General features: G+C 73.7%; 28 protein-coding genes. 15 read left to right on the top strand and 13 right to left on the bottom strand.

The genetic code is table 11. The features are described from left to right. Positions 1 to 107 precede the first annotated feature (107 nt). Both ACIQ9P_RS06315 and ACIQ9P_RS06310 read right to left on the bottom strand, forming a co-directional pair. The gene (locus ACIQ9P_RS06315; RefSeq protein ID WP_402350557.1) at positions 108 to 1007 is read right to left on the bottom strand and encodes a spherulation-specific family 4 protein; all 900 of its coding nucleotides are present in this window, start codon (positions 1005 to 1007) and stop codon (positions 108 to 110) included. A 195-nt stretch (positions 1008 to 1202) separates the two neighbouring features. Then, positions 1203 to 2204, bottom strand: a complete 1002-nt coding sequence (locus tag ACIQ9P_RS06310; protein WP_402350554.1) for an EamA family transporter — start codon at positions 2202 to 2204, stop codon at positions 1203 to 1205. A 47-nt stretch (positions 2205 to 2251) separates the two neighbouring features. On the opposite strand from ACIQ9P_RS06310, the gene ACIQ9P_RS06305 reads away from it, so the two are divergent. The 3 genes from ACIQ9P_RS06305 (at position 2252) to ACIQ9P_RS06295 (ending at position 4646) form a co-directional block, all read left to right on the top strand. Further along, positions 2252 to 2863 carry a MarR family winged helix-turn-helix transcriptional regulator gene (locus ACIQ9P_RS06305; RefSeq protein WP_402350551.1) on the top strand — a complete coding sequence of 204 codons (612 nt, stop codon included), beginning with the start codon at positions 2252 to 2254 and terminating at the stop codon, positions 2861 to 2863. A gap of 133 nt (positions 2864 to 2996) precedes the next feature. Further along, the gene (locus tag ACIQ9P_RS06300; RefSeq protein ID WP_402350548.1) at positions 2997 to 3839 is read left to right on the top strand and encodes a class I SAM-dependent methyltransferase; all 843 of its coding nucleotides are present in this window, start codon (positions 2997 to 2999) and stop codon (positions 3837 to 3839) included. Between the two features lie 120 nt (positions 3840 to 3959). Further along, positions 3960 to 4646, top strand: a complete 687-nt coding sequence (locus ACIQ9P_RS06295; RefSeq protein ID WP_402350545.1) for an AAA family ATPase — start codon at positions 3960 to 3962, stop codon at positions 4644 to 4646. Here the strand turns inward: ACIQ9P_RS06295 and ACIQ9P_RS06290 are convergent. Further along, complete coding sequence (locus tag ACIQ9P_RS06290) at positions 4631 to 4924, bottom strand: hypothetical protein (RefSeq protein ID WP_402350542.1); 294 nt, start codon at positions 4922 to 4924, stop codon at positions 4631 to 4633. The genes ACIQ9P_RS06295 and ACIQ9P_RS06290 overlap by 16 nt on opposite strands. 249 nt (positions 4925 to 5173) lie before the next feature. On the opposite strand from ACIQ9P_RS06290, the gene ACIQ9P_RS06285 reads away from it, so the two are divergent. Then, the gene (locus ACIQ9P_RS06285) at positions 5174 to 5908 is read left to right on the top strand and encodes a ribonuclease H (protein ID WP_402350540.1); all 735 of its coding nucleotides are present in this window, start codon (positions 5174 to 5176) and stop codon (positions 5906 to 5908) included. Positions 5909 to 6007: 99 nt separating this feature from the next. Here the strand turns inward: ACIQ9P_RS06285 and ACIQ9P_RS06280 are convergent, their stop codons facing one another. Then, positions 6008 to 6316: a hypothetical protein gene (locus ACIQ9P_RS06280; protein WP_402350538.1), complete on the bottom strand. Its 309-nt coding sequence runs from the start codon at positions 6314 to 6316 to the stop codon at positions 6008 to 6010. A gap of 83 nt (positions 6317 to 6399) precedes the next feature. Next, a complete protein-coding gene (locus ACIQ9P_RS06275) occupies positions 6400 to 6783 on the bottom strand; it encodes a hypothetical protein (RefSeq protein ID WP_402350536.1) in 384 nt (127 codons plus the stop codon). A gap of 442 nt (positions 6784 to 7225) precedes the next feature. On the opposite strand from ACIQ9P_RS06275, the gene ACIQ9P_RS06270 reads away from it, so the two are divergent. Then, the gene (locus ACIQ9P_RS06270) at positions 7226 to 7906 is read left to right on the top strand and encodes a hypothetical protein (protein ID WP_402350534.1); all 681 of its coding nucleotides are present in this window, start codon (positions 7226 to 7228) and stop codon (positions 7904 to 7906) included. A gap of 251 nt (positions 7907 to 8157) precedes the next feature. Then, entirely contained in the window at positions 8158 to 8460 is a 303-nt protein-coding gene (locus ACIQ9P_RS06265) for a transposase (RefSeq protein WP_402350532.1), read from the top strand. On the opposite strand, the gene ACIQ9P_RS06260 is transcribed toward ACIQ9P_RS06265, so the two are convergent. Together ACIQ9P_RS06260 and ACIQ9P_RS06255 are read right to left on the bottom strand one after the other, a co-directional pair. After that, positions 8414 to 8749 (bottom strand): hypothetical protein, encoded by a 336-nt coding sequence (locus ACIQ9P_RS06260; protein ID WP_402350530.1) that lies wholly within the window; start codon positions 8747 to 8749, stop codon positions 8414 to 8416. The genes ACIQ9P_RS06265 and ACIQ9P_RS06260 overlap by 47 nt on opposite strands. A gap of 594 nt (positions 8750 to 9343) precedes the next feature. Beyond that, positions 9344 to 9838, bottom strand: coding sequence for a hypothetical protein (locus tag ACIQ9P_RS06255; protein WP_402350527.1), 495 nt, complete (start codon positions 9836 to 9838; stop codon positions 9344 to 9346). Positions 9839 to 10159: 321 nt separating this feature from the next. Here ACIQ9P_RS06255 and ACIQ9P_RS06250 point away from each other — a divergent pair, with 321 nt between their 5' ends. The 8 genes from ACIQ9P_RS06250 (at position 10160) to ACIQ9P_RS06215 (ending at position 19225) form a co-directional block, all read left to right on the top strand. After that, complete coding sequence (locus ACIQ9P_RS06250; RefSeq protein WP_402350524.1) at positions 10160 to 11299, top strand: DUF4185 domain-containing protein; 1140 nt, start codon at positions 10160 to 10162, stop codon at positions 11297 to 11299. Between the two features lie 241 nt (positions 11300 to 11540). Next, positions 11541 to 13298: a PQQ-binding-like beta-propeller repeat protein gene (locus tag ACIQ9P_RS06245; protein WP_402350521.1), complete on the top strand. Its 1758-nt coding sequence runs from the start codon at positions 11541 to 11543 to the stop codon at positions 13296 to 13298. A 295-nt stretch (positions 13299 to 13593) separates the two neighbouring features. Beyond that, a complete protein-coding gene (pqqA, locus tag ACIQ9P_RS06240) occupies positions 13594 to 13749 on the top strand; it encodes a pyrroloquinoline quinone precursor peptide PqqA (protein WP_402350518.1) in 156 nt (51 codons plus the stop codon). After that, positions 13746 to 14546, top strand: a complete 801-nt coding sequence (gene pqqC, locus ACIQ9P_RS06235) for a pyrroloquinoline-quinone synthase PqqC (protein WP_402350516.1) — start codon at positions 13746 to 13748, stop codon at positions 14544 to 14546. Before pqqA ends, pqqC begins: the two co-directional genes overlap by 4 nt. Then, entirely contained in the window at positions 14543 to 15997 is a 1455-nt protein-coding gene (pqqE, locus tag ACIQ9P_RS06230; RefSeq protein WP_402350513.1) for a pyrroloquinoline quinone biosynthesis protein PqqE, read from the top strand. The genes pqqC and pqqE overlap by 4 nt, the downstream gene beginning before the upstream one ends. A 22-nt stretch (positions 15998 to 16019) precedes the next feature. After that, positions 16020 to 16952, top strand: coding sequence for a pyrroloquinoline quinone biosynthesis protein PqqB (gene pqqB, locus ACIQ9P_RS06225; RefSeq protein ID WP_402351467.1), 933 nt, complete (start codon positions 16020 to 16022; stop codon positions 16950 to 16952). A 231-nt stretch (positions 16953 to 17183) separates the two neighbouring features. Further along, the gene (locus ACIQ9P_RS06220; RefSeq protein WP_402350510.1) at positions 17184 to 18749 is read left to right on the top strand and encodes a lytic transglycosylase domain-containing protein; all 1566 of its coding nucleotides are present in this window, start codon (positions 17184 to 17186) and stop codon (positions 18747 to 18749) included. Positions 18750 to 18898: 149 nt separating this feature from the next. Next, on the top strand, positions 18899 to 19225 hold the full coding sequence (locus ACIQ9P_RS06215) for an SIMPL domain-containing protein (RefSeq protein ID WP_402350507.1): 327 nt from the start codon (positions 18899 to 18901) through the stop codon (positions 19223 to 19225). A 76-nt stretch (positions 19226 to 19301) separates the two neighbouring features. Here ACIQ9P_RS06215 and ACIQ9P_RS06210 read toward each other — a convergent pair whose 3' ends face one another. The 4 genes from ACIQ9P_RS06210 to ACIQ9P_RS06195 all read right to left on the bottom strand — a co-directional run bounded on the left by ACIQ9P_RS06210 (position 19302) and on the right by ACIQ9P_RS06195 (position 22226). After that, positions 19302 to 19463, bottom strand: coding sequence for a hypothetical protein (locus tag ACIQ9P_RS06210; protein WP_402350505.1), 162 nt, complete (start codon positions 19461 to 19463; stop codon positions 19302 to 19304). Between the two features lie 72 nt (positions 19464 to 19535). After that, entirely contained in the window at positions 19536 to 20627 is a 1092-nt protein-coding gene (locus tag ACIQ9P_RS06205) for a DUF5954 family protein (RefSeq protein ID WP_402350502.1), read from the bottom strand. 145 nt (positions 20628 to 20772) lie between these two features. Further along, positions 20773 to 21357 (bottom strand): TerD family protein, encoded by a 585-nt coding sequence (locus tag ACIQ9P_RS06200; RefSeq protein ID WP_402350499.1) that lies wholly within the window; start codon positions 21355 to 21357, stop codon positions 20773 to 20775. A gap of 227 nt (positions 21358 to 21584) precedes the next feature. Next, positions 21585 to 22226 (bottom strand): class I SAM-dependent methyltransferase, encoded by a 642-nt coding sequence (locus ACIQ9P_RS06195; RefSeq protein ID WP_402350496.1) that lies wholly within the window; start codon positions 22224 to 22226, stop codon positions 21585 to 21587. A 362-nt stretch (positions 22227 to 22588) separates the two neighbouring features. On the opposite strand from ACIQ9P_RS06195, the gene ACIQ9P_RS06190 reads away from it, so the two are divergent. Continuing rightward, a complete protein-coding gene (locus ACIQ9P_RS06190) occupies positions 22589 to 24946 on the top strand; it encodes a glycosyl hydrolase family 18 protein (protein ID WP_402350493.1) in 2358 nt (785 codons plus the stop codon). Between the two features lie 79 nt (positions 24947 to 25025). Here the strand turns inward: ACIQ9P_RS06190 and yidD are convergent, their stop codons facing one another. Together yidD and ACIQ9P_RS06180 are read right to left on the bottom strand one after the other, a co-directional pair. Beyond that, positions 25026 to 25658 (bottom strand): membrane protein insertion efficiency factor YidD, encoded by a 633-nt coding sequence (gene yidD, locus ACIQ9P_RS06185; RefSeq protein WP_402350490.1) that lies wholly within the window; start codon positions 25656 to 25658, stop codon positions 25026 to 25028. Between the two features lie 113 nt (positions 25659 to 25771). Beyond that, positions 25772 to 26545, bottom strand: a complete 774-nt coding sequence (locus tag ACIQ9P_RS06180) for a hypothetical protein (protein WP_402350487.1) — start codon at positions 26543 to 26545, stop codon at positions 25772 to 25774. Between the last annotated feature and the right edge of the window lie 32 nt (positions 26546 to 26577).

Below are 26577 nucleotides of genomic sequence, written 5' to 3'. Positions count from 1 at the left end.
GACCCCGGCCGCTCCCGCAGGCACATGAACGCCCCGCGGGAGCGGCCGGAGAATCGTGGGCGGCCCGAGCGGGCCGAGCGGCGCCCGTCAGCCTTTCGCCGCGCCCGTCAGCCCTTCGCGGCCGCGTAGGCCGTTTCGGCGGCGAAGCCCCAGCCCGGGGCGGCGTCCCACGGCACCAGCAGCGCGTCGTCCGTCGCGTAGACGTAGCCGGCGCCCCGGGTGAAGGCGGCGTCGAGAGTGGTGCGCATCGCGGCCTGGTCCGGAGTGTCGTACACCAGGTGCCAGAAGGCCGTGCCGCTGACGTCGAGGGCCGCGCCGGAGTAGTAGCCCGCCGTGGGATTGAAGACGTTGCCGCCCAGCCAGGCCCCGGTGTAGTCGTCGTAGTCCCCCTCGAAGGTCACGAAGACGTCGGCCGTGCGGTGGCCGGGTTCGAGGTAGCAGTCGGCGACGGCGGTGCCCGGGTTGTTCACCACCAGGTCCTGGGCCTGCGGGGCGACGGCGTAGACGGTCTCCTGGACGTAGTGGCGCAGGTCCGCGTAGTAGTCGCGGGCGGCGTTGTCCGGGCCGCAGTCGCGGCCGGTCTGGTCGAAGAAGATGCCGTCGACGTGCAGCCGGTGGTCCGCGGTCCTGAGGTAGTTGTCGACCACCGCGCGGACGGCGGATGCCGTGAGCGAGCCGTGGCCGGTGTCGACGTAGCCCAGCACCCGGGTGCGGGTGCCGTGCGCGGTGGTCCCGGCGCGCAGCGCGTCGGCCTGCGCCTGCCAGGCCGCGTCGAAGGGGGCGTAGCCGTTGGACGGGTTGAGGACGACGACCGACGGCGCCGGGCGGGCGCTCGCCGCGGCGGCCAGCATCGGCTCGCCGGGCAGGACATAGGCCGGAACAGCGACCTCCAGACCGTGGGGTCTCTCGGCGGTCGCCGCGTCGGCCCCGCTGGGGGACGCCAGCGCGGCCGCGGTGAGCGCCACGCCGACCAGCAGGACGGGCAGGGTCTTGGTGAACGAACGCATCGGGTCCCTTGCTCGCAGAAGACAAAGAAGCGGGAGAGGGCTCCCCCGCGGCGCCCGGGCAGGTCCGTCCAGCCCCTGGCGCCCCGCCCCCTCCACCCGCCCCGGCCGGGTCGGGCGCTCCCATTCCTACCGGTCCGATCCGCTCCCAGTGGCCAACTTCTGGTGAACGCAAGGAAGTTCGCACAAGCACCGACGTCACCGCGAATCCCTCCGGACACCTCCGCCACTACTGCCACCACTGCCACCACTGCCACCCGCACCACCCACCCGCTCTCCTGCCGCACCACCCGCACCGGCCGGCGCGACGCGCCCGACGGACCGCACCGGGCGCGAGCGCGCCGAACGCGGGCGCGCCGAACGCGGGCGGCCGAGCGCCACCCCCGCCAGCACCAGCAGCAACCCGGCGAACTGGGGCGGGCCGAGCCGCTCGCCCGCCACCGCGGTGCCGAGCAGCACTCCGGTCAGCGGATTGAGCAGCCCCAGCAGCCCGACCGTGCCCGCCGGCAGCCGTCTCAGGCCGGTGAACCAGGCCGCGAAGGCCAACGCGGTCGCGACCAGCGAGACGTAGCCGAAGGCCGCCAGCTCACGTCCGGCGGGCACCGAGGGCGCGCCCTCGAAGGCGACGGCCAGGGGCAGCAGGACCAGCCCGCCCGCCAGGAGCTGCCACGCGGTGGTGGCGAGGACGTCCGCGCCCTCGCGCCACCGGGCGGCCAGGACGTAGCCGAGCGAGGAGACCAGCATCGCCGCCGCCGAGGCGGCCAGGCCCGGCAGGCTGACCGGCTCACTCCTGGTCAGCAGCATCAGCCCGACACCGGCCAGACCGACCAGCGCGCCGAGCAGGTGCGCCCGGGCGGGGCGGGCGGCGGTCAGGATCCAGGCCAGGAGCAGCATCGCGAGCGGCGAGGCCGCCATCACGGTCGAGGCGACACTGGTGGCCAGGGACTGCGAGGCGATGTAGAGCAGGACGAAGAATCCCGCCGTGTTGAGCAGCCCGAGGACGGCCGTCCGCCACCACCAGGCTCCCCGCGGCCGACGCGGGCGCAGCGCGAGCAGGAGCAGCCCCGCGGGCAGGGCCCGCAGAGCGGCTCCCCAGAGCGGGCGGTCCGCCGGGAGGAACTCGCGGGTGACGAAGTAGTTAGCTCCCCACGCGACCGGCGCGACGGCGGTCAGCAGCACCCATCGAAAACTGGCTTCCATGGAAGACAATATACCTTCCATGGAAGCTACTGCGCTAGGATGGAGCCATGGCACCCACCGCCTCCACCTCCGGCCCCGACGACGAGCGCGACCACGGACCCACCGACGCCGTCACCGACCACGTCACCGACCACGTCGCGGCCATCCAGGCCGCGTGGCACCGGGAGCGGCCCGACCTCGACGTGTCCCCGCAAGCGGTGATCGGGCGGTTGCACCGACTGTCCGGCCGGCTGACCGAGGAGCTGTGCCTGGTCTACGGCCGCTACGGCCTCGGCGAGGGCGAGTTCGACGTCCTCGCCGCACTCCGCCGGGCGGGCGCGCCGTTCGAGCGCGCACCCGGAGAACTCGCCGCCCACACCATGGTCACCACCGGTGCCATGACCAAACGGATCGACCGGCTGGAACGGGCGGGCCTGGTCACCCGCCGTCGCAGCGAGGCCGACGGCCGGGCCCGGGTGGTGGCCCTCACCGAAGCCGGACGACGGCTCTTCGACGAGGCGTTCACGGCGCACATGCGCAACGAGCACCGCCTGCTGGGCGTCCTCACCCCCGAGGAGGCGTCCACCTTGGAAGCCCTGCTGACGGCCTGGCAGCGCCGCCTCGACCACCCCGACCCGCCCCGGGCCGGGCACCTCGCCCAGGAGAACCCGGCCGGGTGATCACCGGGACGCCGGGACGCGTCGCCACGCGCCGACGGCCCTCCCGTCCGCTCGTCCCCTCTCCTCCCCGTCCGTCGACGGCCCCGCCCGACCCGATAGCCTCATGGCGAACCGCGACCAAGGGGGTGGGTGCGTGTCCGAGTTCTCCGTGCGGAACTTCTACGACGAGTTGGCCCGTGACTACCACCTGATCTTCCGGGACTGGGACGCGAGCATGGCGCATCAGGCCGGAGTGCTGGGCGAGTTGCTCGGCCGGGGCCTCGGGGCGGGGCCGCAGCGGATCCTGGACTGCTCGTGCGGGATCGGGACCCAGGCGATCGGGCTGGCCTCCGCCGGACACCGGGTGGTCGGCAGCGACCTCAGCCCGGCCGCCGCCGCCCGGGCCGCGGCCGAGGCGGTGGCCCGGGGTGGCCGGCTTCCGGCCGCGGCGGCGGACATGCGCCGACTGCCGTTCGCGGACGAGGTCTTCGACGCGATCGTCTGCGCGGACAACTCGCTGCCGCACCTGCTCTCCGGTGAGGACCTCCGGGCCGCGCTCCTCGGTATGAGGCGGGTCCTCCGGGAGGACGGCCTGCTGCTGCTCACCGTCCGGGACTACGACGAGGCACGGCGCACCAGGCCCACCGCGACACCTCCGCAGGTCTCCGAAACGAGCGCGGGGAAGGTGATCACCTTCCAGCTCTGGCACTGGCACGAGGACGGCGAACGCTACGACCTGGAGCACTTCCAGCTCGTCCCGGAGGAGAACACCCCGGACGCCCCGGACGCCCGGGACACCTGGGACACCCGGGTCCGCCGGACCACCTACTGGGCGCTGACCCGCTCACAACTGACAGCGTTCGTGGCCGAGGCAGGCTTCGCCGACATCACCTGGCACCATCCGGAGTCCAGTGGGTTCTACCAACCCGTGCTCACCGCCCGCCGCGGTGGCCCGGACAGCGGCTCCGTCGCGACCGGGCGCTCCGTTCGCCCGTGACGGACCCGCGGAGCGACGGAGCGGCGAACCGACGACGGACGAACACGCGGACCGGCGAACACCCGGACAGGCAGAGAAATCCGGATGATCCGGCCCGATCCCGCACGATAGTGTCACCGGATGGCGAATCGGACCTGGGAGCTCGTACTGCTCGGTGGCGCCTCCGGCGTCGGGAAGAGCGTGGCGGCCGCCCGGATCGCCGGGGCAACCGGTGCCTTTGTGGTGGAGTTCGACGACGTGGTCGCCGCCCTCCAGGAGCTCACCACTGCCGCACAGCACCCGGCGCTGCACCATTTCGACGGACCCGGCGCGCCCGAGCAGCCGGAGGAAGCGTGGCCGCCCGGGCGCGTACTGGAGCTCCAGATCGCCACCGCCGAGGCCCTGGAGCCGGCCGTGCTCGGCGTGGTCCGCAACCGGCTGACCGTCCCCGTTCCGGCCGTGATCGAGGGCGACTACCTCACTCCGGCCGCCTGTGCCCGGGCGGTCGCCCTCGGGCGGGCGACGGGCCGGGACGTCCGGGCGGTGTTCCTGCACGAGGGCGACGCGGACCGGATCACCGCCAACTACGCGGAGCGCGAACCGGCGAGCGGCCCCCAGACGGGGCGCGCCGAGGTCGGCGCCCGGTACTCGCACTGGCTCGCCCAGCAGGCCCGTCGACACGCGCTCCCGGTGGTCGACTGCCGCCCGTGGAGCACCCTCGCCGACCGCCTGGACGCCGCCCTGGCCGACACTCCGGCCGCCGGCTTGTCGACCAACGCACCGACCGGCGCGTCGGCCGAGGGCCCGAGCGGTCAGACCAGCGTGTAACCGCCGCTGCGGAAGGTCGAACCGACGTTGCTGCAGTAGGCGTAGGACCACACCCCGCCCGAGCGGGTGGGTCCGTACACCACCTGGTTGTTGGCACAGACGGCCCACGCGTAGTAGCCGCGGGTGCCGTCGCAGGAGGCGCCGTAACTCACGTAGTTGCTGTACGTCGAGCAGGTGGCCACCCGCGCGGGCGCGGCCGAGGCCGGGACGGCGGCGAGGACCGGGACGGCGAGTGCGGCGGTGGCGGCGACGGCCGCGGCGACGGTACGGATGCTCATGACTTTCCCTCCGGTGAAGGTCACTGACGAGGACCTGCACCCACTGTCGGGCACTCACTCGCGCCGAAACCGGCACCAGGACGGGAAACGGCGCCCCGACCCCGAACGCCCCGACCCCGAACGCACCGATCCCGAACGCACCGGCCCCGAACGCCCCGACCCGGAAGACCGCGGAACGGAGCGGCCCACCACCACCCCCGCCCCCGGCCGTGGTCCGGGGGACACCGCCGGCCCTGGCATGATCGCCGTATGAACGACCGAATCATTGCCGCCTGTGACGGGGCGGCCAAGGGAAACCCGGGCCCGGCGGCCTGGGCCTATGTGGTGGCGGACAGCACCGGGGCGCCGCAGCGCTGGCAGGCCGGACCTCTTGGGCACAGCACCAACAACGTGGGCGAACTGACCGCGCTGGAGCGGTTGCTGGCTGCCACGGACCCCGCCGTGCCACTGGAGGTCCGACTGGACAGCACCTACACCCGTGATTCGGTCACCAAATGGCTGAAGGGCTGGAAGCGCAACGGCTGGAAGACCGCCGCGGGCAAACCGGTCGCCAACCAGGAGCTGATCCAGCGGATCGACGAGCTGCTGGACGGCCGGGACGTCACCTTCGTCTACGTGCCCGCCCACCAGGTGGACGGCGACCCCCTGAACGCCGTGGCCGACAAGGCCGCCAGTGACGCCGCCCGGACCCAGGAGGCGGCGGGCGGGACGGCCGCCGACCTCCCCGTACCGGACCCGGCCGCGAGCAGCCCCGCCCGCGGTGGAGCCTCCCGCGGCGGCGCGGCCCGGAGCAGCACCCGGAGCGCGGGAACGGCCGCCCCGGCAGCGGCGAAGCGCCGGCCCTCGGGCGGCGGCGCTCCGACGCTGTCCGCGCGCTTCCCCGGCACCTGCCCGTGCTCGCGGCCCTATGCCAAGGGTGACAGGATCACCAAGGTGGGCAGCAGTTGGGGCCACCCGGAGTGCGCGACGGCAGCGCAGGACTGAGGTCCCGCGCCAGGGTCCTCCGGCGGGCCCGAACGACCCGGGCGACCTGAGCGGCCAGGGCGACCCGCGCGGTCGAACCGCCCTGGCCGCCCTGGCGCCTCAGGTAGCGTCCGGGCGCCGGTCCGCGCGGCGGGCCCTGAGCCAGCCCACGGCGGCGACGAGTCCGACCGTGCCGCCCACGCCGATCTTCACGGCCCCCTTGGCGACCAGCCAGCCGAGGCCGGGAGCCGTCCAGCCCAGCCCGTGCAGCACGAGCAGCATCACCAACCCGCCGCAAGCCGCGGCGAGTACGGTGACCAGGACGGCCGGACCGGTCGACAACTCGTGCTCCACCGGCGCCGCGCCTCCCACCTCGGGCGACAATTCCTGGGCCCTGGGCACCGGATCGTTCGTTCCCCCAACATTCATGGGGCGAGTCTAGCGAGGCGTTCGATCCGGCCGAACCCCGCCGATCGGCCCGTCCGTCCGCCCGGCACCAGCAGCTCCGAGCGTCAGCGCCGGGCGTGGTGGGTGTCCCCGGCGTGCTCGCCGGTCTCCCGGTCGGGAAAGCTGACGGCCAGGGTGACCCGGTACTCGAAGACGTCGTCGCGATGGCCGGGGACGCGCGCCCAGGCCAGCGAGTGCACCTCGGCCTCCGGTGCCTGTCGGCACCAGGCGGCAGCCTCCTCCAGCGCGCGGGCCGCCGACCGCCCGGTGCACACCACCGCGGTGTACGCGGCCACCGCGAGGTCCCCTCCGGTCCGTCCGGCCCGGGAGGCGGCCCGGACGGCGGCTGCCGCATGGGTGAGGTCACGGGCGAGGTCGTCCACGACCCGGGGCGGCGCGGGCAGCGCGGCCGGGGCCTCGACCACGGTCTCCGGCAGGTTGGTGCTCATGTCAGGGCCTCCGTCCCTCAGGTGTTCCCACTGGTCGCGCTCCCCGCCCCGTCCCGGGATCCGCCTGATCACGGGCTCAGAATGCCGGGCCACCGTTCCTGGCATGACCACTTTCACCAGAACGTCACCCGTCCGGGGAAGACGCCCTCCGGTCCTCGACAGCGACCCGACCGCACTGGTATGGAGGGGTTCCGCATCCGGCCTGGTCAGTCGCCCGGCCGAGGGCGCCGCCGGGAGCCCGGCCGCACGTGCGCGTACCACCCCCGTGCCCCGGACCGCCGTCCCGGCCTCCGGACGCGCCCGCTCCGCGACCATGGCCGCGCCCGTGACCGGGCTGTCCAACTCTCGTAGCAGGAACGGGAAATACCGGCTCGATCCGGGCCGTAGGATCCTGCCACCACGCAGTCCGCCGCACCGGTGGACGACCATCGGAGGGGATTCCATGGACCGCAGGACACCGCTCACGTCCGGCCGCCGGTACGCCTGGCTGCCCGCGCTGGCCCTCGCGGCCGTCGCGGTGGCCGGCTGCTCGTCCTCGGGCGGTGGATCGACCGCCGCCTCCGCGCCGCCGAGCACCGCCGCGACCACCGCGCCCACGACCCCCGCCGCACCGCCCACGTCCACGTCCACCGCCACCGCCACCGCCACCGCGACACCGACGACCCCGCCCACCGCCGCGCCCGCGACCACCCCGGCCGGTGCCGGCAAGCGCCCCGCGGACGCCTGCAGCCTCCTCACCTCCCCGCAGGTCATCGCCGCCGTGGGCACCGCGGGCCCGTTCACCGGCACCCACCCCGACCCGGTGGACGGCAAGCCGGTCTGGGGCTGCACCTGGGGCTCCCGCCAGTCCTACGTCCACATCCGGGAGTCGTCCCCGTCCACCCTCGCCTCGCTGAAGGCCAACCCGGACTACACGGCCACCCCGCTCCCGGGCGCCGGCCGCGAGGCATACCTGATCCAGCGCAAGGACGGCTTCCGACCCTCGGTGATCTTCGTCGCCGACGACAACCGCGTCTACGACATCGAGGTGGTCAAGGACCGCGGCCCGAACGACGACGCCAACGCCCCGGCCGAGGCGGCGGCCGCGAGCGGCCTGGCACTGGCCCTGTCCAAGCTGGTCTGAAGCTTTCCGCAGAAGTCCGGTGCGGGCAGCTCGGCGTCTGCTCCGGCCTGCGTGTTCATCCGGTTCGGGTGAGGTTGTGCAACTGCGCGACGGCCCGCACCACGCGGACGCCGTTGGTCGACTCCGCCTCGCCGGACACTGTCCGGCGAGGCGGAACGACACGAGGGGCGAGGCCCGGATCCTGGCGAACGCTCTGCCGCTGAGAACTCCCAAGAAACGATCTTCGGCACGCTTGGATCACTCCGGAGCCGGTGATCTGGAGGTGCGAAGTGGCGCGGCCGAAGCCGTGGGAGGTGGACGAGGGACCGTGGGCAGTGATCGCCCCGCTGCTGCCTGAGATCCAGCGTCGCACTCGATATCCCGCTCGCAGGCGGCATCCGAACCCGTTGGTGTTCCGGGGCATCCCCTTCGTGCCGCACACCGGGATCTCCTGGGAACACCTGCCGCAGGAGCTCGGCTTCGACTCGGGCACGACCTTCTGGCGTCGCCCGACGAATCCCCCTCGAATCAGCCAGCGCTGCCAATGGCAGCCTCGTAGCCGCGATCCCGTGTGACCGGGAAGGCCCACTCCACCATGTCGGCCCACGCATCGATCTCGGCGTGGCCCGCCCTGACGGCGCTGATCAGTTCCTCGATGACGTCGAGCTTCGGTCGGCCGACGTACTGGCCGAGTTGCTCCATCGACACCTCTTGGTACGTCATTCCCAGCTGCCACCAGAAACGCATGAGGTAACGACACTCCTGGGGGTCACGGTCATCCGCCAGGCGATCATGAACGACCCTCCGGGCACGCCGGAGCTGCTCATCGTCACGGAAACCGTCGCGCAGGTCAGTCAGAGACACGCCAGGACCCTAGCAAGCCCGTGCAACTGCGCCCCTGGTGGCGAGCCAGGTGACCCAACTGCACAGCGGGTCCGCGAACTTCTTCACCACTCGCTTCGTGCCGGAATTCACCGTGTCGTCGCCGACCGGCCCGAGCCGTGGTCGAACCCGGCGCTGGGCGTCGGCGGACATCCTGCCGGATCGCCCCACCGACGACTGTTGGGAATTCCAACTCCGTTGCACCACTTAATAGTTGACCAAACTCACGATAGTGGAATCCTCTGGGCTTCGGTCCAGCCGGTGCCCGGTGCGGCGCACCGACCGACAGGGGGAGGAGATGATGAGGACTGCGGCAATCGCGTTACGGCGCGGATCCCGTTGGGCCGTCTCGGCGGCGACGGCGGTGGCCCTGTTGCTCGGTGGGGCGGGTGTCGCGAGGGCGGCCTCCTCCGGCGATCCCGGGCCACCGACCCGGACGGCAGGACCGTCCACGTCGGCCAGTCCGGGCCCTCCGGTCCCGCCGGACAGGAGGAGCCGGGGCGGATCCTGGAATTCGGGGCCGGCCGCGGTCCTCCCCCGGGAACGAGTCCCGCCGGCATCCCCACCGGGCAGCCGTCAACCCTGTCGGAGTCGCTCCGCGGCCTGGGCAGGCGTGTCGTAGTAGCCGGGCCGTGCCAGCAGGACCGAGCTGAAGTAGTAGCCCTGCTCCTCCTCCGGCTCGTCGTCGGCCGCGAACGGGCGCCAGAGACTCAGCAACAGGTCGAAGGCGACGAAGGACGCCGGATCGTCCGGGTCCGCCTCGATCGCGGTGTACTCGCCCATGCGTCGCACCAGCTCACGGGCCGGAGTCGCGAACACGTCCAGGTCCCGGAAGGCGACTCGGTCCCCCGGGAACGACGGCCTTCCGAGCTCAATGGCTTCGAGCATGTCCCGTGTGCAGTGGATGCCGATCATCAGTCCACCGGGACGGAAGACGTGCTGACCCGGCCGGTCGGATTCCGAGACCGTGGAGGGGTCGCGCAGTGAGTCCAGCGCCGCGCCGGCCGCCTGCCGATCCATACCGATCCGCAGCGGGCCGACGCCGTACGGCGGGGTGAGGTCGAAGTCCATGCGGACATCATCCCGAACGGGTCTGTCAACAGGTCGCTCCGGCCGGTGGTCAGCGTCGGTTCACGATCCGGTCACCGGTTACCGCTCGCCGTCCGGCGTCATGCCTCCTCGCACCCATTCGTCACGGACCGCACGGTGATTCCGGCGCCTCCACCCTCTACTCGGTTCGGGTGAAGGTCCGTCCACCGATCGAGGCGGCGAGTGCTCGGCACCCTAGTCTCGGTGACGGACCGTCACTGTTGTCGGCACCGTCACCACTCGGATGTCCACGGTCCGTTCGCAATCGCGGGAACGCGTCGATCCGGAAGGGCCACCGGCACCATGACACATTCATCGGACGGACACCGAGCGACGGCCGGCGGGCCCTCCCGACGCGGGCTGCTGCGGATCGGCCTCGGGGTCGCGGCGGGAGCGGGGGCTCTCGGTCCGGGGGTCCTCGGTCCGGGCGCGCCGGCGGCGAGGGCCAACGGCCCGTACGACCCGACCGCCCCGACCGTCGCGGCCAAGGTGCGGAACCTCAGCGGCCCGGCCGAGACCGGACCGTTCTCGGCGCCGTGGACGGACCTCGGCATCCCCGTCCGCTGCCCCGACGGCACCCTGCTCTTCGTCTGCGGCGACACCTTCGGCGGCGACGAGGTGGGCGCGGGCGACTGGAACGCCCCGGTCGGCCTGCGGTCCAGCAGCGCGAGGCTCGACAACCTGCGCATCGACGGCGTCGTCCGCGGGGAGCACGGCATCAGCCTCGTCGACGAGCCGCACAACCCGGTCGGCGGCGCCTTCACGACCGCGATCCCGTCCGACGCCTTCGTCGTCGACGGGGTGATGTACATGCACCTCATGCGCGGCGTCATCTACGACACCCACCACACCGACTTCTGGCGTTCCACCGACAACGGCGAGACCTGGGAGTACCTCTGCCAGTGGCCGGGGGACCTGCACGGCGGGCAGTTCCAGCAGAAGACGTACGCCGTGGCCGACGACGGCTACTGCTACGTGCTGTCCACGGTCTTCGACCGGGAGGCGGAGTCGGGCATGCTGCTGCACCGGGTACGGCAGGACCGTCTCGGCGAGCCGGACGCCTACGAGCCGTGGGGGTTCGCGGACGGCGGCTGGCGGTGGAACGCGCCCGCCCCGACGACCGTGCTCGGCACCCGCAGGTGGGGCGAGCTGTGCTTCCGCGCCATGGACGGGAAGTACGTGCTCACCTGGCTCAACATGGACCCGCTCTCGATCAGGGCGATGGTCTTCCCGCTGCCGACCTCCGACCTGACCAGGACGCTGGAGCAGACCATGATCCTCCCGGGCAGCCCGGGCCAGGAGGTGGGCGGCCTCGTCGCCAGCCCGTACGGGGGGTTCGTCGTGCCCGGATCGACCTTCGGCGACTTCCACATCGTCGTCAGCCAGTGGTACGACACCAGGAACTACCGGATCATGCAGTACCGCGTCGCCATGCTGTCCTGATCCCGGCCCCGGAGCCCGCCCCGCCCCCGTCCGACGGCCCCCGCCCCGTCGACGCTCCTCGCCCCCGGCCGGCGCCCCCACCCCGGGGCGGGGGCGCCGCCGCCCGGCGCAGCGCGTTCCCCCCGGGGCGTGAACGGGGCGGGCTCCGGGGCACCGGGCGGATGCGGCCACGGCCCGGGCGTTCGCAGAATGACGCCACGGCGCCGTAGCCGTACTCCTCCCGACAGCCAAGGCGGATCGCATGAGCCGATCTCACCCACCCGCGCACTCCACCGGACCGGACTCCAGTGGTCCGGACCCCGCCGGAGCCGGCCCCGCCGGTCCGGACCTGGAACCGATACCCCGGGCCGCGATACCCGGCGCCGCGACCTCCCGGATCCGCACCTCCCCGCCGTCGGGCCCCGCGCCCGGGCCGACGACGGTCCCCCGGCGGAAGCGCTCCGGGGCGGCCCTGCTCTCCGGCTTCGCGCTGCTCGCCCCGGCCCTCGCGGCCGGCGCGCTCGGCGGCGCGGCCCCCGCCCGGGCCGACAGCCCGACCGTCTCGGTCAACACCATGCGCACCGCCTGGGACGCCAACGAACCCGGCCTCGGGCCCGCCCAGGTGTCGGGCTCCGACTTCGGCCGCCGCTGGTCGACCGCCGTCGACGGGGCGGTGTTCGCCCAACCGCTGGTGGCCGGTTCGACCGTGGTCGTCGCCACCGCGACCAACCACGTCTACGGCGTCAACGCGTCGGACGGGAAGATCCTCTGGCAGCGTGCGCTCGGCACCCCGGTGGCCTCCTCCAGCGCCTGTCTCTCCCCGGGCACCGGCATCATCTCGACCCCGGTCTACGACAAGGCGACCAAGACGGTCTATCTGGTGAGCAAGTCGAGCGAGGGCGGCGCGCACTTCTCGGTGCACGCCCTGGACGCCGCCACGGGTGCCTCGCGCAGCGGCTGGCCGGTCACCGTCGCGGGCTCGGCCGTGAACAGCCCCGGAGTGGCGTTCAACCCCAACACCTCCGCCCAGCGGGCCGGGCTGCTGCTGCTCGACGGCGCGGTCTACTTCGGCTTCGCCTCGGACTGCGGGATCGGCACGTACGTCGGCACGGTGGCGGGCGTCAACACCAGTACCCGCAAACTCACCCTCTGGTCCACCGAGTCCGGCTCCGCCTCGCAGAACGCGGGCGTCTGGATGAGCGGCGGCGGCCTGGTCTCGGACGGCTCCGGACGGATCTTCATCGCGACCGGCAACGGCGCGGGCGAGGGCTCCTCGCCGCTGAAGGGTCCGGGCGACAAGCCCGGCGGCCACTTCGCCGAGTCCGTCGTCCGGCTGGGCGTCAACAGCGACGGCAGCCTCGCCCCGCGCGACTTCTTCAGCCCCACCAACAACCGCGAGATGGACCACGGCGACGTGGACCTCGGCTCCGGCGGCCCGGTCGCCCTGCCGTCCGGTTTCGGCAACGCCGCGCACCCGCGCCTCATGGTGCAGGTGGGCAAGGACGGCCGGATCTTCCTGCTCGACCGGGACAAGCTCGGCGGCATGGGCCAGGGCCCCAACGGCACGGACGGCGTGGTCGGCACCACCGGCCCGTTCAAGGGCGTCTGGGGCCACGCCGGGGTCTGGGGCGGCGACGGCGGCTACGTCTACCTGGTCGAGAACTACGGCTCGCTGCGCGCCCTCAAGTACTCGGTGAACAGCGCCGGGAACCCGCAGCTGACCAGCGCCGCGACCAGCCCCGAGGGCTTCGGCTACGCCTCCGGCTCCCCCGTCGTCACCTCCAACGGGACGGTGAGCGGCTCCGCCCTGGTGTGGTCGGTCTACTCGGGCACCGGGGCCGGCGGCCAGAACGGCGAACTGCGGGTCTACGACGCGCTTCCGGTCAACGGTTCGCTGAAGCTGCGGCGCAGCTTCGCGCTCGGCACGGTGACCAGGTTCTCCGTCCCGGCGACGGACGGCGGGCGGGTGTTCGTCGGCACCAAGGACGGTCACCTGGTGGCCTTCGGCCGGTCCACCTGAGCCGGTCCGTCCGGGCCCGACGGTCCCCTTCCGAACTCTCCGCCGCATCCCGCCGCACCCCGACACACCCCGTGACGCCCACTCGACACGGCACTGCCGGACCGGCACACTCGACACCGGTTTCCCTCCCGGGCCCCGCCCGGGTGCGGAGTCCGTCGCGTCACCCGTTCGAGCGCGAATGTCCTGCGATCGCACGGTTCGGACCGGCGGGCGGACCCGGTGGCTCGTAGCGTCCTGCTCCAGGGGCCGCCGGGCCCCGACCCCCACCCCCACTTCACCGAGGAGGGCAACTCCCATGAAGTCCACGCTCACGCCCCAGCTGCCCGTCACCGCCGCCGCCGCGCCGACCGCTCCGGCGGCCGCCGCCAAGCCCACCTGGTCCGCCCCGTCGGTGGTGTGCCACCGCACCGGCGCCGAGGTCACCGCGTACGCCGCGCGGACCACTCGGTGACCCAGGCTTCCACCGACGCGTCGACCCGCGAGGAGTTCGCGGCCAGGCTGTACGGCCTGCGGGGACGGTACTGGGACACCCACCCGTTCCATCTGCGCCTGCACTCCGGTGGCTGCACGCCACCGGAGTTGCGGCGCTGGGTCGCCAACCGCTGGTACTACCAGCTGTGCCTGACCCGGAAGAACGCCGCGATCATCGCCAACTGCCCGCTCCCGGAGGTCCGCCGGGAGTGGACCCGGCGGCTCGGCCAGCAGGACGGGCCGCAGGACGGCGAGGGCGGGCTGGCCGACTGGCTGGTGCTCGCCGAGGCCGTCGGCCTGGACCGGGCCGAGGTCCTGGACGAACGGCACGTGGCGCGCGGCGTGCGCTTCGCCGTCGACGGCTACCTGCACTTCTGCCAGACCCGCCCGTGGACCGAGGGCGTCGCGGCCGCGCTGACCGAGATGTTCTCGCCCGACCACATGGCCGAGCGGGTGATCGCCTGGCAGAAGCACTACGACTGGATCGATCCGGCCGGCTACGCCTACTTCGAGCACCGGATCCCCGACGCCCGCCGGGACAGCGCCCGGACGCTCGACGTGGTGCTGGACCACTGCGTGACGGCCGAGCAGCAGCGCGCCGCCGTGGCGGCGCTCGCCTTCAAGTGCGACGTGCTGCGGGCGATGCTCGACGCGGTCGACTACGGCCCGGAGGCCACCGCCACCGGCCCCGTGGGCACCGTCAGTGCCGTCGCTGCCGTCGCTGCCGTCAGTACCGCCGCCACCGGGACCCCCGTTCCCGCCGGGAGCGGCCGGTGACCGCCGCACCCGCCGCCGCGGCCCCCGGGCTGCGGCGCGGGGTGCGGCTGGTCCACGACCCGGTCCGCCGACAGGACGCCCTGCTCTACCCGGAGGGCGTGCTGCTGCTCAACGGCACCGCCGCCGCCGTCCTGCGGCACTGCGACGGACGGCGCGAGGCCGCCGAGATCACCACCCGGCTCGCCGAGGAGTACGAGGGTGTGGACCCCGGCCAGGTGCTCGCCCTGCTGACCGATCTCGCCGAACGACGGCTGCTCGCCCTCGACGGCACCGGCGGCCCGGCCGACCCGCGCCCCGCCGCCGGCCTGCCCGGGGTCGCGGCCGGCGGACGTGCCCCCGCGCCGCTCGGCCTGGTCGCGGAACTCACCCACCGCTGCCCGCTGCAGTGCCACTACTGCGCCAACCCGGTCGAGCTCACCCGGCAGCGGGACGAACTGGACACCGAGCAGTGGCTGCGGGTGCTGGACCAGGCGCGCGGGCTCGGTGTGCTCCAGGTCCACCTCACCGGCGGCGAGCCGCTGCTGCGCCGCGACCTGACCGCCATCGTCGCGCACGCCCGCGAGCTCGGCCTCTACACCAACCTGATCACCAGCGGTCTGCCGCTGGACGGTCCCCGCGCCGCCGAACTCGCCGCGGCCGGCCTGGACCACGTGCAACTGTCCGTCCAGGACGCCGACCCCCGGCAGGCCGACGTCATCGCCGGGCTGACCCGGCTCAAGGGCCCCACCGGGCACGAGCGCAAGCTCGCCGCCGCCGCCCTGCTCACCGCTGCCGGGCTGCCGCTCACCGTCAACGCCGTGCTGCACCGCGCCAACGTCGGGCGCCTCGGCGAGATCGCCGACCTCGCGGTCGAGCTCGGCGCCGACCGGGTGGAGCTGGCGCACACCCAGTTCTACGGCTGGGCCTGGGTCAACCGGGCCCATCTCGCGCCGGGCGACGACCAGGTCCGGCAGGCCGAGCGGGACGTCGCCGCCGCCCGCGCCCGGCACGGCGACCGGATCGAGATCACCCATGTCGTCGCCGACCACCACAGCGGCACCGCCAAGCCGTGCATGAACGGCTGGGGGAACGAGCAGTTGGTGGTCGCGCCCGACGGCGCCGTGCTGCCCTGCCTGGCCGCCGCCCAGCTGCCCGGGCTGCCGGTGCCGAACGCCGTCACCGACGGCCTGGCCGCCAGCTGGCACGACTCGCCCGCGTTCAACCGCTACCGCGGCACCGACTGGATGCCCGAACCGTGCCGCAGCTGCGACCTGCGCGAGCAGGACTTCGGCGGCTGCCGCTGCCAGGCGTTCCAGTTCACCGGCGACGCCGGGGCCACCGACCCCGCCTGTCGGCTCTCCCCGCAGCACCACCTGGTGCACGCGCCCGACCCGGAGGCCGGCCCGGCCCCGCTGCCGCGCCGGTTCACCGCGCCCGTCCCGGACCTCCCACCCGTCCCGGACCCGGCCTAGAACCCCTCCCCAGGAGCGAGCACTGAAGATCCGGATCCTCGGCACCGCCGCCGGCGGCGGCCTGCCCCAGTGGAACTGCGGCTGCGCGGGCTGCGCCACCGCCCGCCGCACCGGCGCCGCCCGCGGCCAGGACTGCCTCGCGGTCAGCGCCGACGGCGCAGCCTGGTACCTGGTCAACGCATCGCCCGACCTGCGGTCCCAGCTCCTCGCCGCCCCCGAGCTGGCGCCGCCGCCCGGCACCCGGGACACCCCCCTCCGCGGCGTCCTGCTGACCAGCGGCGAACTCGACCACACCCTCGGTCTGGTGACCCTGCGCGAGGCCGCCGAGCTGACCGTGCACACGACCGCCCCGGTCCGGGCCGCCCTGCACGAGGCGTTCCCGGTCGGTCCGCTGCTCGCCCCCTACACCAAGGCGCACTGGCACACCGTCGTCCCCGGGGAGCCGGTCGAACTGGCCGGAGGGCTGATCGCCGAACCGCTGGCCCTCGGTGGCAAGCGGCCCCGGTACGCGGCCGACCTGGCCGCCCTGCCGGCGGGCGCACGGGCCGGGGAACCGCCCGACGGGCGCTCGGACTGGGTGGTCGGCTACCGCTTCTCCGAGGCCGGCGGCCGCGCCAGTGCCGTCTACGCCCCCGGCCTGGCCGCCTGGACGCCCGCCGTCGACCGGGCGGTGGCCGAGGCGGACGTGGTGATCCTGGACGGCACCTTCGCGACGGACGACGAGCTCGCCGAGCGGACCGCCGGCGCCCGCGGCTCACGCGGCATGGGACATCTGGCGGTCGCCGACTCGCTCCCCCACCTGGCCCGCCGGCCCGGACCGCGCTACCTCTACACCCACCTCAACAACACCAACCCGCTGGCCCACCCCGGTTCGCCGGAGGCCGTCGCCCTGGCCCCGGCACTGGCGGCGGCCGGCGCGGCCGTGGCCGAGGACGGGATGCTCCTCGAACTCTGAAGCACGGCCCCGTCCCGGATCGCCGGCCCGTCCCTGACCGTGTCCGGTCGAACGGGTCCACCGTCCGTTCACCGAACCGTGGCGCCCGGTATCGCCCCAGGCCACCGGGGGCCTGTCAGATCGTCGTGATACTAATCATTCGGGTCATGAGATCTGTCATGCACCGGAAGGCACGATGGTGACAACCCGTCCGTTCCAGGGGGACCGGACGGTGACGGGGAGGGGCAGGGCATGGTGAGCAGGAACGGCGCGGCCACGCGAGGCGGCGGCGAGCCGGCGGGGGCGGAGCGACCGACCGGTGGCACGACCCGCCGCCGACTGCGCCTCGGCAAGCGGCTGACCGGCATGCTGGCGGTCTTCACCGCCCTCGCGGCGCTGACCGGCTCCCAGGTGACCGGCCTCCGGCTCGCCCCGGCCGCCGCGGCCGAACCCGTTCCGGACCAGCCCGGCGGCACCGCCGCCCTCGTCCCCGGCCTCGGCCCGGACGGCACCGCCTCGCCGTTCGGCTCCGGCGCCACCCCGCTCCCGGGCACTCTCGGCACCGCGCCGGTCGACGGTGGCGGCACCCTGCCGCTGGCCCAGCCGCCGCTGGCGCCGCTCACCTCGCCCTTCGCGGATCCGCTGCGCTCCGGGCCGGCCCTGCCCGAGACGGTCTTCGCCGCCTACCGCAAGGCCGAGGCCGCGCTGCTCCTGCGCTCCCCCGGCTGCCACCTGCCCTGGCAGCTGCTCGCCGCGATCGGCGAGGTGGAGTCCGGCCAGGCCGGCCGCGGCGCGGTCGACGCCGGCGGGACGACGTTCCGTCCGATCCTCGGCCCGGTGCTGAACGGTGCCGGCTTCGCGGCGATCGGCGACACCGACGGCGGCCGCTACGACGGCGACACCCAGTGGGACCGCGCCGTCGGGCCGATGCAGTTCATCCCCTCCACCTGGGCCTCCTGGGGCGTGGACGCCAACGGGGACGGCAAGGCCGACCCGAACAACATCTACGACGCCGCCGAGGCCGCCGGCCGGTACCTGTGCGCGGGCGGCCGCGACCTGTCCGACCCGGCCCAGCTGGACCGGGCGATCCTCGGCTACAACCACTCCGCCGAGTACCTGCGCACGGTCCGGAACTGGATGGCCCACTTCGGCACCGGCAGTCCGGTCACCACGCCGAACCGCCCGGGCACGCCGAGCCCGCTGACGCCGCTGCCGCCCGTCGTGCCGGTGGCGCCGCTCGTCCCGACCGCTCCGCCGTCCCCGGTAGTGCCGAACCCGACCACGACGCCCACGCCGACGCCGACGCCGACGCCGAACCAGAGCACCGCGCCGACGACGCCGGGCACCCCGAGCACCACCCCGACCGTCCCGGCCACCACGCCGTCGGGCGAGCCCTCGCCGGGCGCGACACCCTCCGGCACCCCCTCGCCGTCCGCGTCCGCCTCACCGTCCGCCGAGCCGAGCGGCACCCCGAGCGGCACGCCCACCACCCCCGTCACCACGCCGTCCGGGAGCCCGAGCCCCAGCGCGACCGCGACCCCGACGACGACCCCCACCACGACGCCGACCGCCACGCCGACGGCGACGCCCACGGACACCCCGACCACCTGCCCCACCCCGACCGGCACGCCGACCGCGACCGCGAGCCCCTCCGCGACGCCGTCCGGCACCCCGTCGGCCACCCCGAGCGCCACGACCACCCCGAACGCCCCGGGTTGCCCCACTCCCACCCCCACTCCGTCGGACACCCCGTCCGCAAGCACTGCCCCGAGCGCCACGACCTCCCCGTCCGCCGCACCGTCCCCATCGGCCCGCTAGTCCACTTCGGCCCGCCAGTACTGAGCCGCGCTCCTCCGTTCCCCGGGCCAACGGCAGGGGTTGCGGGGCGCGGTGGCACGGAAGCGGTACCCGAGGGCCCGGCGCGACCGCCGGGCCCTCGTCGGTCATCGAGCTGATCGGATGAACGTATGTCCGTGCTCGTCGACCTCGTCGAGGCCGGGGCGAACCAGGTGGACGGTGTCGAGTTCGACGTGAGCGCGAAGAAGGAGCTGCGCGCGCGGGCCCGAGCGGCCGCGGTGGCCGCCGCGCGGGAGAAGGCCGAGCTGTACGCCGAGGCCGCCCAGGTCCGGCTCGGTCCGGTCGTCCACATCAAGGACGTGGACTCCGAGCGGGTCCAGAACAGCTACCGCCGGCACGGCGGCGGCGCGGACGGCGACACCGACGGCGACCTGACGCCAGGCAGGATCAGTGTCACCGCGGGTGTGGTCGTCGGCTTCTCGCTCATCGGGGGCTGACCGCACCCGTCCGGGGTGGCGGTGCCCGGCCGCGCGCGGGGCCGGACACCGTCACCCGTCGACCGGGAGCGGACGATCAGCGCTCGGCCCGCTGCTCCAAGGTCTCCTCGATGACCTCGGCACCCCGGACGACGCGCGGCCGGACCTGGTCGACCATCTCGTGCGGCAGCACATCGGTGATCCAGACCGGTCGGCAGCGCCCGGGGTGGCGATGGCCGTTCTCCCCTGTCCGTAGCACTGACCGACGGTCCGTGACGATCATCGCCGGTCGGCACGGCGGCGGTGGTGGCGGGGTGGGGACGGGCTTTCGTCAGACCGGGCTTCCTGGCTCCTCGGCGGCGTCCTGGTCCTCCTCGTTCCCACCCTCGTCCTCGTCCTCGGCGTAGCGGATGCCCGCCGCGCGGTCGCGCTGTTCCTGGACCCGCAGCGGGAGTTCCGGGTCCCAGTCCGAACTGCGGGGCAGTTCGGGGCCGTCGGGGCCGAGGCGGACCACGGGCTCGACCCGGACCAGGCGGAAGTGGCGGTCCGCGGCCCGGAGTTCGTCGGAGCGCTCGGCGTCCAGGCGGTCGGCGGCCTCCGCGTAGCGGGCGAGTTCCTCCTCCCCGAGGCGCGGGTCCAGCCTGGGGGCGAACTCGCGGAGGTAGGCGGCCAGGGTGTCACGGGCGTGCTGCGGGGTCTCGCACGCACCGGTCATCGGGCCCCAGCCGCCGTCCCGGTACTCCGCGACCGCGCAGTGCACGGGCAGCACCAGTACGTTCGGACAGAGGTGGGAGGAGCGCCGGGCCTGTTCCCGGACGTCCTCCGGGATGGAACGGCCGGTCGGCACCAGCGACATCATGTCCAGCCGCAGGATCCCGTCGACCAGGGTGACGCCCGCCGCCGGGTCGATCACGAACCCGTTCATCCGGGACGGCAGCCGGTGCCCCTCGCCGACGGCGGCCGGATCCGGGTCGGTCGGCCGGGGCGGCTCGATTCCGTCCGGGCCCGAACGCAGCACCTGCTCGGCGCGGAAGATTCGGTAGTCACGCCCGCCGGCGGAGATCTCGTCGAGCGCCTCCCACTCCAGCCGGTCGTGGGCCGCGCCGTAGGAGGCGCGCTCCGCCTCGTCGAGATCCCGGTCGGCGGCCTGGCTCGACCCGGGTTCGGCCAGTGCCCAGGCCCGGAACGCGTGCCCCAGATCGTCACGGGCGGCCTGCGGGGTGGTGGCATGGAATTCGACGATCCGCCAGGTGCCCGAGCCGGTGCGCTCCAGGCTGCCGAAGACCGGCGGCATCATCATCAGGTTCGGGTACTTCTCGCGGGATGCCCACGCCTCCAGGCCGGCCACCGCGGCAACCGGGTCGTCCGTGTGGGTGACCCTGATCGTCAGATGTTCCGGCAGCTGCACAGCGTCATCGTCCATGCGGCCAGTGTTAGCGGACCCGCCGAGAGCTCCGCAGGGTTATCACGGAACTCCACCCGACCGGGCCGCCCGCCGCGGGCCGGTCGCGCGGGCACACCGACCGGCCCGTCCGGAACTCCCGGGCGGGCCGAGTGGCCGGGGCGGTTCAGAGGTGCTTGACCAGCTCCGGCATGAGGTCCTGGAAGGTACGGCCACCCGCCGGCTGCCCGATCGCGATCATCTGCCAACCGGCCTGGGTGCGCTGCATCTTGGCCATGATCTGCGCCGTGTAGGCACCGCCACCGGTGAGCGTGTACCGGGCCAGCTCGGTGCCGGTCTGGGTGTCGACCAGCCGGCAGAAGGCGTTCTCGACCTCCTGGAAGGTCTGGCCGGTGAAGGAGTTCACGGTGAAGAGGATCTGGTCCACCTCGGCCGGCACGGCGTTGAGGTCGACGGTGATGGTCTCGTCGTCGGTCGCGTCCCCGGCACCGCCGGTCAGGTTGTCACCGCTGTGCCGCACCGAGCCGTCGTTGCTGGTGAGGTGCTGGAAGAACACCACGTCGACCGGCTTGCCCGCGGCGAACAGCACCGCCGAGGCGTCCAGGTCGATCTCCTGGGAGGCGAACAGCTTGGCGAGGAAGCCCTTGCGCTGCGCCGCCCGCCAGCCGAGGCCCATCCGTACCACGCCCAGTCGGCCTCCGCCCGGCTTCTCCAGGCTGAGCTTCTGCCCCTTCGCCAGCGAAACGCTCATGGCGCCCTCCTCGTCGATCGCTCCAGCGCCTTGAATCTACAGCACTGTAGATCTTTTTGGCGCCGCGGGACGCCTTCGTCCCGGGACACCTGCATACCCCGCGCACCCGCCGCGGATGCGGGCGACGACGGACCGCACCCGGGCGGATCGGGCCGGGTCGGGTCGGGCCGGACCGGGCCCGACCGGGGCAGGACAGGCCCGTTGGGGTCAGGCAGGGACCGTTGGGGTCAGACCGGCCGCTCCAGTCGGACCAGGGCGTCCACCGCCGTCGCACCGACCGCCGCCGGCCCTCCCCCGTGGCCGGCCTCGGCGGCGACCGGGCGCAGGGCCCGTTCGGCCCGGACGGTCCGCAGGCCGCTGCCGGCCACGTCCGCGAGCACGTCCTCCGGGGTGTAGAGCACGGCCGGGTCGCGCGGGCCGCCGACACCCTCGGTCAGGTTGGTGGAGTCGTGCCCGACCACCAGCAGGGTGCCGCCGGGCACGAGCGCAGCCGCGGCGCGCCGCAGTGCCGCCCGGCGGTCCTCGGCCGCGAGCTGGAGGTAGGCGACCACGACCAGGTCGTAGCCCTCCGGCGGGGCCTCGAAGACCCGGGCGTCGCCGTGCCGCCAGGTCAGCCGGTCGGCGACCTCGTCGGGCAGGGAGGCGGTGAGTCGTTCGGCGCGGCCGAGGGCGACGGTGGAGAAGTCGAGTCCGGTGACCTCCCAGCCGAGACCGGCGAGCCAGATCGCGTTGCGGCCCTCCCCGGCGGCCAGGTCCAGGGCCCGTCCGGGGGCGAGCCCGGCCAGCTCACGGACCACCCAGCGGTTGGGCCCGGTACCCCACACCAGCTCGCTCGCGGCGTAGCGCTCGTCCCAGGCGCGACTGTCCATGCCCGTTCTCCGTTCGACGCGGGGACTGCTCGGGAGGCCACCGTACCGGTCCTCCCGGCTGCCGCACCGGGTGCGCGAGCGGTGCGCGATCCACTGACCAGGCACCCTTGACGGCGAATATTGGTCCAGTCCAATCTGTGATGTCGTGATGCGTCGGCCCCGGCCGGTCCGGGTCGAGGCTTCCGCACGTCCGTACCTCCTGTCGTACCGCACCGCGCCCCACCCCGCACCACCCCGCACCGCACCGCACCGCCGCTCAGCTCCCACCCGGCCGCGCGCCCCCACAGCGCCCGGCCCGGCTCCCCCGGCCCACCCGGGCCGTCGCACCGCCGGAAACCCCCACTCCTCCGGAGGACAACCGCATGCACGACCGTGTCATGTCCGCGCGCCCTGCCGAGCGCCGGGCCGTCGCGCCACGCCGCAGAGCACTCGCCCTCGCCCTGGCCGCCACGCTCAGCACCGGCGGCGCCGCCCTCGCGCTGACGCTCGACACCGCCTCGGCGGCCGCCGTCAACCTGCTGACCAACGCGGACCTCGAATCCGGCACCCTGGCCGGCTGGACCTGCGCCAACGGATCCGTGGTCACCACCCCGGTCCACGGCGGCGGTTACGCCCTCAACGGCGCCGCCTCGGCCTCCGACACCGCCGAGTGCCGGCAGACGGTCACCGTCCTGCCGAACACCACCTACACCCTGGCCGGCTGGGTCCGGGGCAACTACGTCTACCTCGGCGCGACCGGGACCGGCGTCAACTCCCAGAGCTGGACGCCCGGTACGGGCGGCTGGACCCAGCTGAGCAGCACCTTCACCACGGGTGCGAGCACCACCTCGGTGACGGTCTTCACCCACGGCTGGTACGGCACCGGTGCCTACCAGGCCGACGACCTGAGCCTGACCGGACCGGCCGGGCCGACCGGCACCGCCAGCCCGACGGCGACGAACAGCCCCACCACGACCAGCAGCCCGACGACCACCACCAGCCCCACGAACAGCCCGACCGTCACGACCAGCCCCACCGCGACCAACAGCCCGACCACCACCACCAGCCCCACCGGGACGTCGACGCCCACCACGACGCCCACCGCCACCTCCACGGCCACCGGCCCCGCCGGGGACGGCAAGGTCACCACCCCGGCCGGCGTCACCGTCACCAAGGTCACCCACAACGCCGTGGTCCTCAGCTGGCAGGCGTCCACCGCGACCACCGGCGACGCCCCGGTCGCCTACAAGGTCTACGCGGGCGACCAGTTGGTGGCCACCTCGATGGGCACCTCGGTGGCGGTCAGCTCACTGCTCCCGGCCCGCGGCTACGCCTTCACCGTCCAGGGCTACTCCGGCAGCCACGCCTCCGCCCAGTCGGCCCGGGTGAGCACCACCACCGCCGCCGCGCCCGCCAGCAGCCCGTTCCGCTCGGCCTACTTCGACCAGTGGGGCGTCTACGAGAACGCGTACCACGCGAAGAACGTCGACACCAGTGGAGCCGCCGGCAAGCTGGACGTCATCAACTACGCGTTCGCCAACATCCACCCGAGCAACCTCACCTGCTTCCAGGCGGTCAAGGCGTCGGACTCGGCGAACGAGAACAACCCCAACGCCGGTGACGGCGCCGGTGACGCCTACGCCGACTACCAGGCCGACTACAACGGCGCGACCAGCGTGGACGGCAGCGCCGACACCTGGGAGCAGCCGCTCAAGGGCAACTTCAACCAGCTGCGCCAGCTCAAGGCCAAGTACCCGAACCTGCGGCTCACCATCTCGATCGGCGGCTGGACGTACTCCAAGTACTTCTCGGACGCGGCGGCCACCGACGCCTCCCGGAAGAAGTTCGTGTCGTCCTGCGTGGACATGTTCCTCAAGGGGAACCTGCCCGCCAACGTCGCCGGTGACCCGGCGGGCGGCGCGGCCACGGCGGCCGGGCTCTTCGACGGGGTCGACCTCGACTGGGAGTACCCGGGTTCGGCCGGAGGCCACACCGGAAACCACACCTCGCCCGCCGACAAGCAGAACTTCACCCTGCTGCTGAAGGAGTTCCGCACCCAGCTGGACGCCCTCGGCAACGCCCAGGGCAAGCGGTTCCTGCTGACGGCGGCGCTGCCCAGCGGCCAGGACAAGATCGCCCAGCTGGAGACCGACAAGATCGGCGCGTACCTCGACTACGCCGACATCATGACCTACGACATGCACGGCTCGTGGGACGCCAAGGGTCCGACCAACCACCAGGACCCGCTGCACGACAGCCCGGCCGACCCGACCACGCCGATCACCCCGGGCAACCGGAAGTACAACATCGACACCACCCTCACCGCGTACACCACCGGCCTGCCGGAGTACGGCATCGCGGGCGGGTTCCCGGCGGCCAAGCTGGTGCTGGGCGTGCCGTTCTACTGGCGCGGCTGGACCGGGGTGCCGGCCGGCTCCAACTTCGGCCTGTACCAGAGCGCGACCGGTCCGACCCCGGCCAAGCCGCTGAGCGCGGAGGCCGGCCTGGCCGCCTGGAAGGAGCTCAACCCCACCGCCGCCAACACCCATTGGGACCCGGTGACGGAGTCCTCCTGGGTGTACGACGGCACCAACTTCTGGACCGGTGACACCCCGCAGGCCGTCCAGGCCCGCGGCGCGTACGCCAGGAGCAAGGGGCTGGCCGGGATGTTCGCCTTCTCGCTGGAGAACGACGACGCCGCCGGGACGATGCTCAACGCGATGAACAGCAGCCTGCACTGACGTCGAGCGGTACGGCGGGGCCCGACCGGGACGATCCGGTCGGGCCCCGCCCGCGTGTGCTTCGGCCCGCCGGGCGGGATCAGCGCTCCGGCACCGGGTCGACGCCGTTCCTGCGCCGGGCCGCCTCGGGGCGGCAGCGCAGCAGCCGGCCGGCCGTCAGGCGGGCGCCGCGCACCGCGCCGTGTCGGTGCAGCGCCTGCACCGCGTAGGTGGAGCAACTCGGCGTGTACAGGCAGCAGGCGGGACGCTTCGGGCTGATCTCGGTGCGGTAGTGGCGCACCGCGCCGTACAACACCCCCGCGACCAGCCCGCGAGGCGGGGGCGCCGCCGGGTCGGTGCCGCGCGCCGCTCCCCGGGACCGCCCGCTCCGGCCGCCGGTGAGGGCGAACCGCAGGCCCGCCACGCTCATCACCGGGAGCAGGGCGAGCAGGCAGGGACCGTCGCACCCGCCGCCGCCCCCGCACCCCCCGTTGCCACCGCCGCCACCACAGCCGCCGTTGCCGCCCCGGCCGCCGTTGCCGCAGCCGGAGGGCAGGTAGTCGTCGAGGTCGTTGTCCTTCTTCCGCTCCCCGTGCCTGCGCAGGTACGCCTTCCACTCCTGCTGTCGGCGCTTGCGGTCGCGCCGTTCCTCGGCCGGCAGCCACCACCAGGCACGTCCGGGACGCTCGGTCGTCGGGAACTGTTCGCCCTGGCCGGGCTGCTGGTACGCCACTGCTCGCGATTCCTCTCGGCGCGCACGCCGGGGCCGACCCCCAACGGCCCGATCAGATTATCGAAGGCCCGGATCGTGGAGGTCGGCCCGTAGGAGGATCCCGCGCGGTGCGCTCAGCCGCTGCCGCCACCCAGGGTGGGGAACAGGTCGGTGAACGTCTGCGTGGTGACCGAGACGCTCCGGCCGAACGGGTCGTCGAAGTCCCAGATCAGGAACAGCAGGAAGGCGATCAGCGCGCTGAACGCACCGGCGAGGATCAACTCCCTCGGGGAGCGCCGGATCTGGAGGAAGAACACCATGCCCACCGTGACGACGGCGCCGACGATGAGGCCGAACCAGACCACGCCGGGCATGCTCGGCCCTGCGTTCTGGCCGCGCGCGTTGCGGGCGTCGTCGACGACGCTGATCCGGTCCAGGATCGGCTGGTACGCCTGGGCCTCCAGGTCGGTGGCCGGGGGGCGGGTCGCGACGTCGGTGCGCAGCTTGTCCAGCAGCTCGGTGCCCCGGTCGGAGATCTCGCCGTTCTCGCGCATGTACGACCACTCCACGTCGACCACGTAGGAGACGTAGGCGTCGACGTCGGCGCGGACCTTGTCGCGGAACTCCACCGGGTAGATCTGGGCCCGCGCGCTCACCTCGTGCAGCGCCTGCGCCTCGCGGAAGACGTCGTCCTGCGCGGCGCCGCGGGTCTCCCAGACCCCGGCGATGGCCAGGCCGAGCACGATCGCGTAGACCACGCCGATCATCATCGTCATGTACTCGATGACGTCGGGTGTCTCGTCGGTGTCCTCGTCCTCACCGGCGCGGCGGTGCCTCAGCAGCACCACCGCCACCACCACGGCGCAGGCCGCCAGCATGGCGATGGCCAGCGCCAACCATTCGGACATCGGGGACTCCTCTCTCGGTCGGGGATCGACCG

Origin of the sequence: Kitasatospora sp. NPDC094019, from assembly GCF_044764505.1 — a bacterium.
Lineage (GTDB): Bacteria > Actinomycetota > Actinomycetes > Streptomycetales > Streptomycetaceae > Kitasatospora.
The sequence above is the reverse complement of the archived record's forward strand: the minus strand, read 5'-3'. Positions and strand labels throughout refer to the sequence as shown.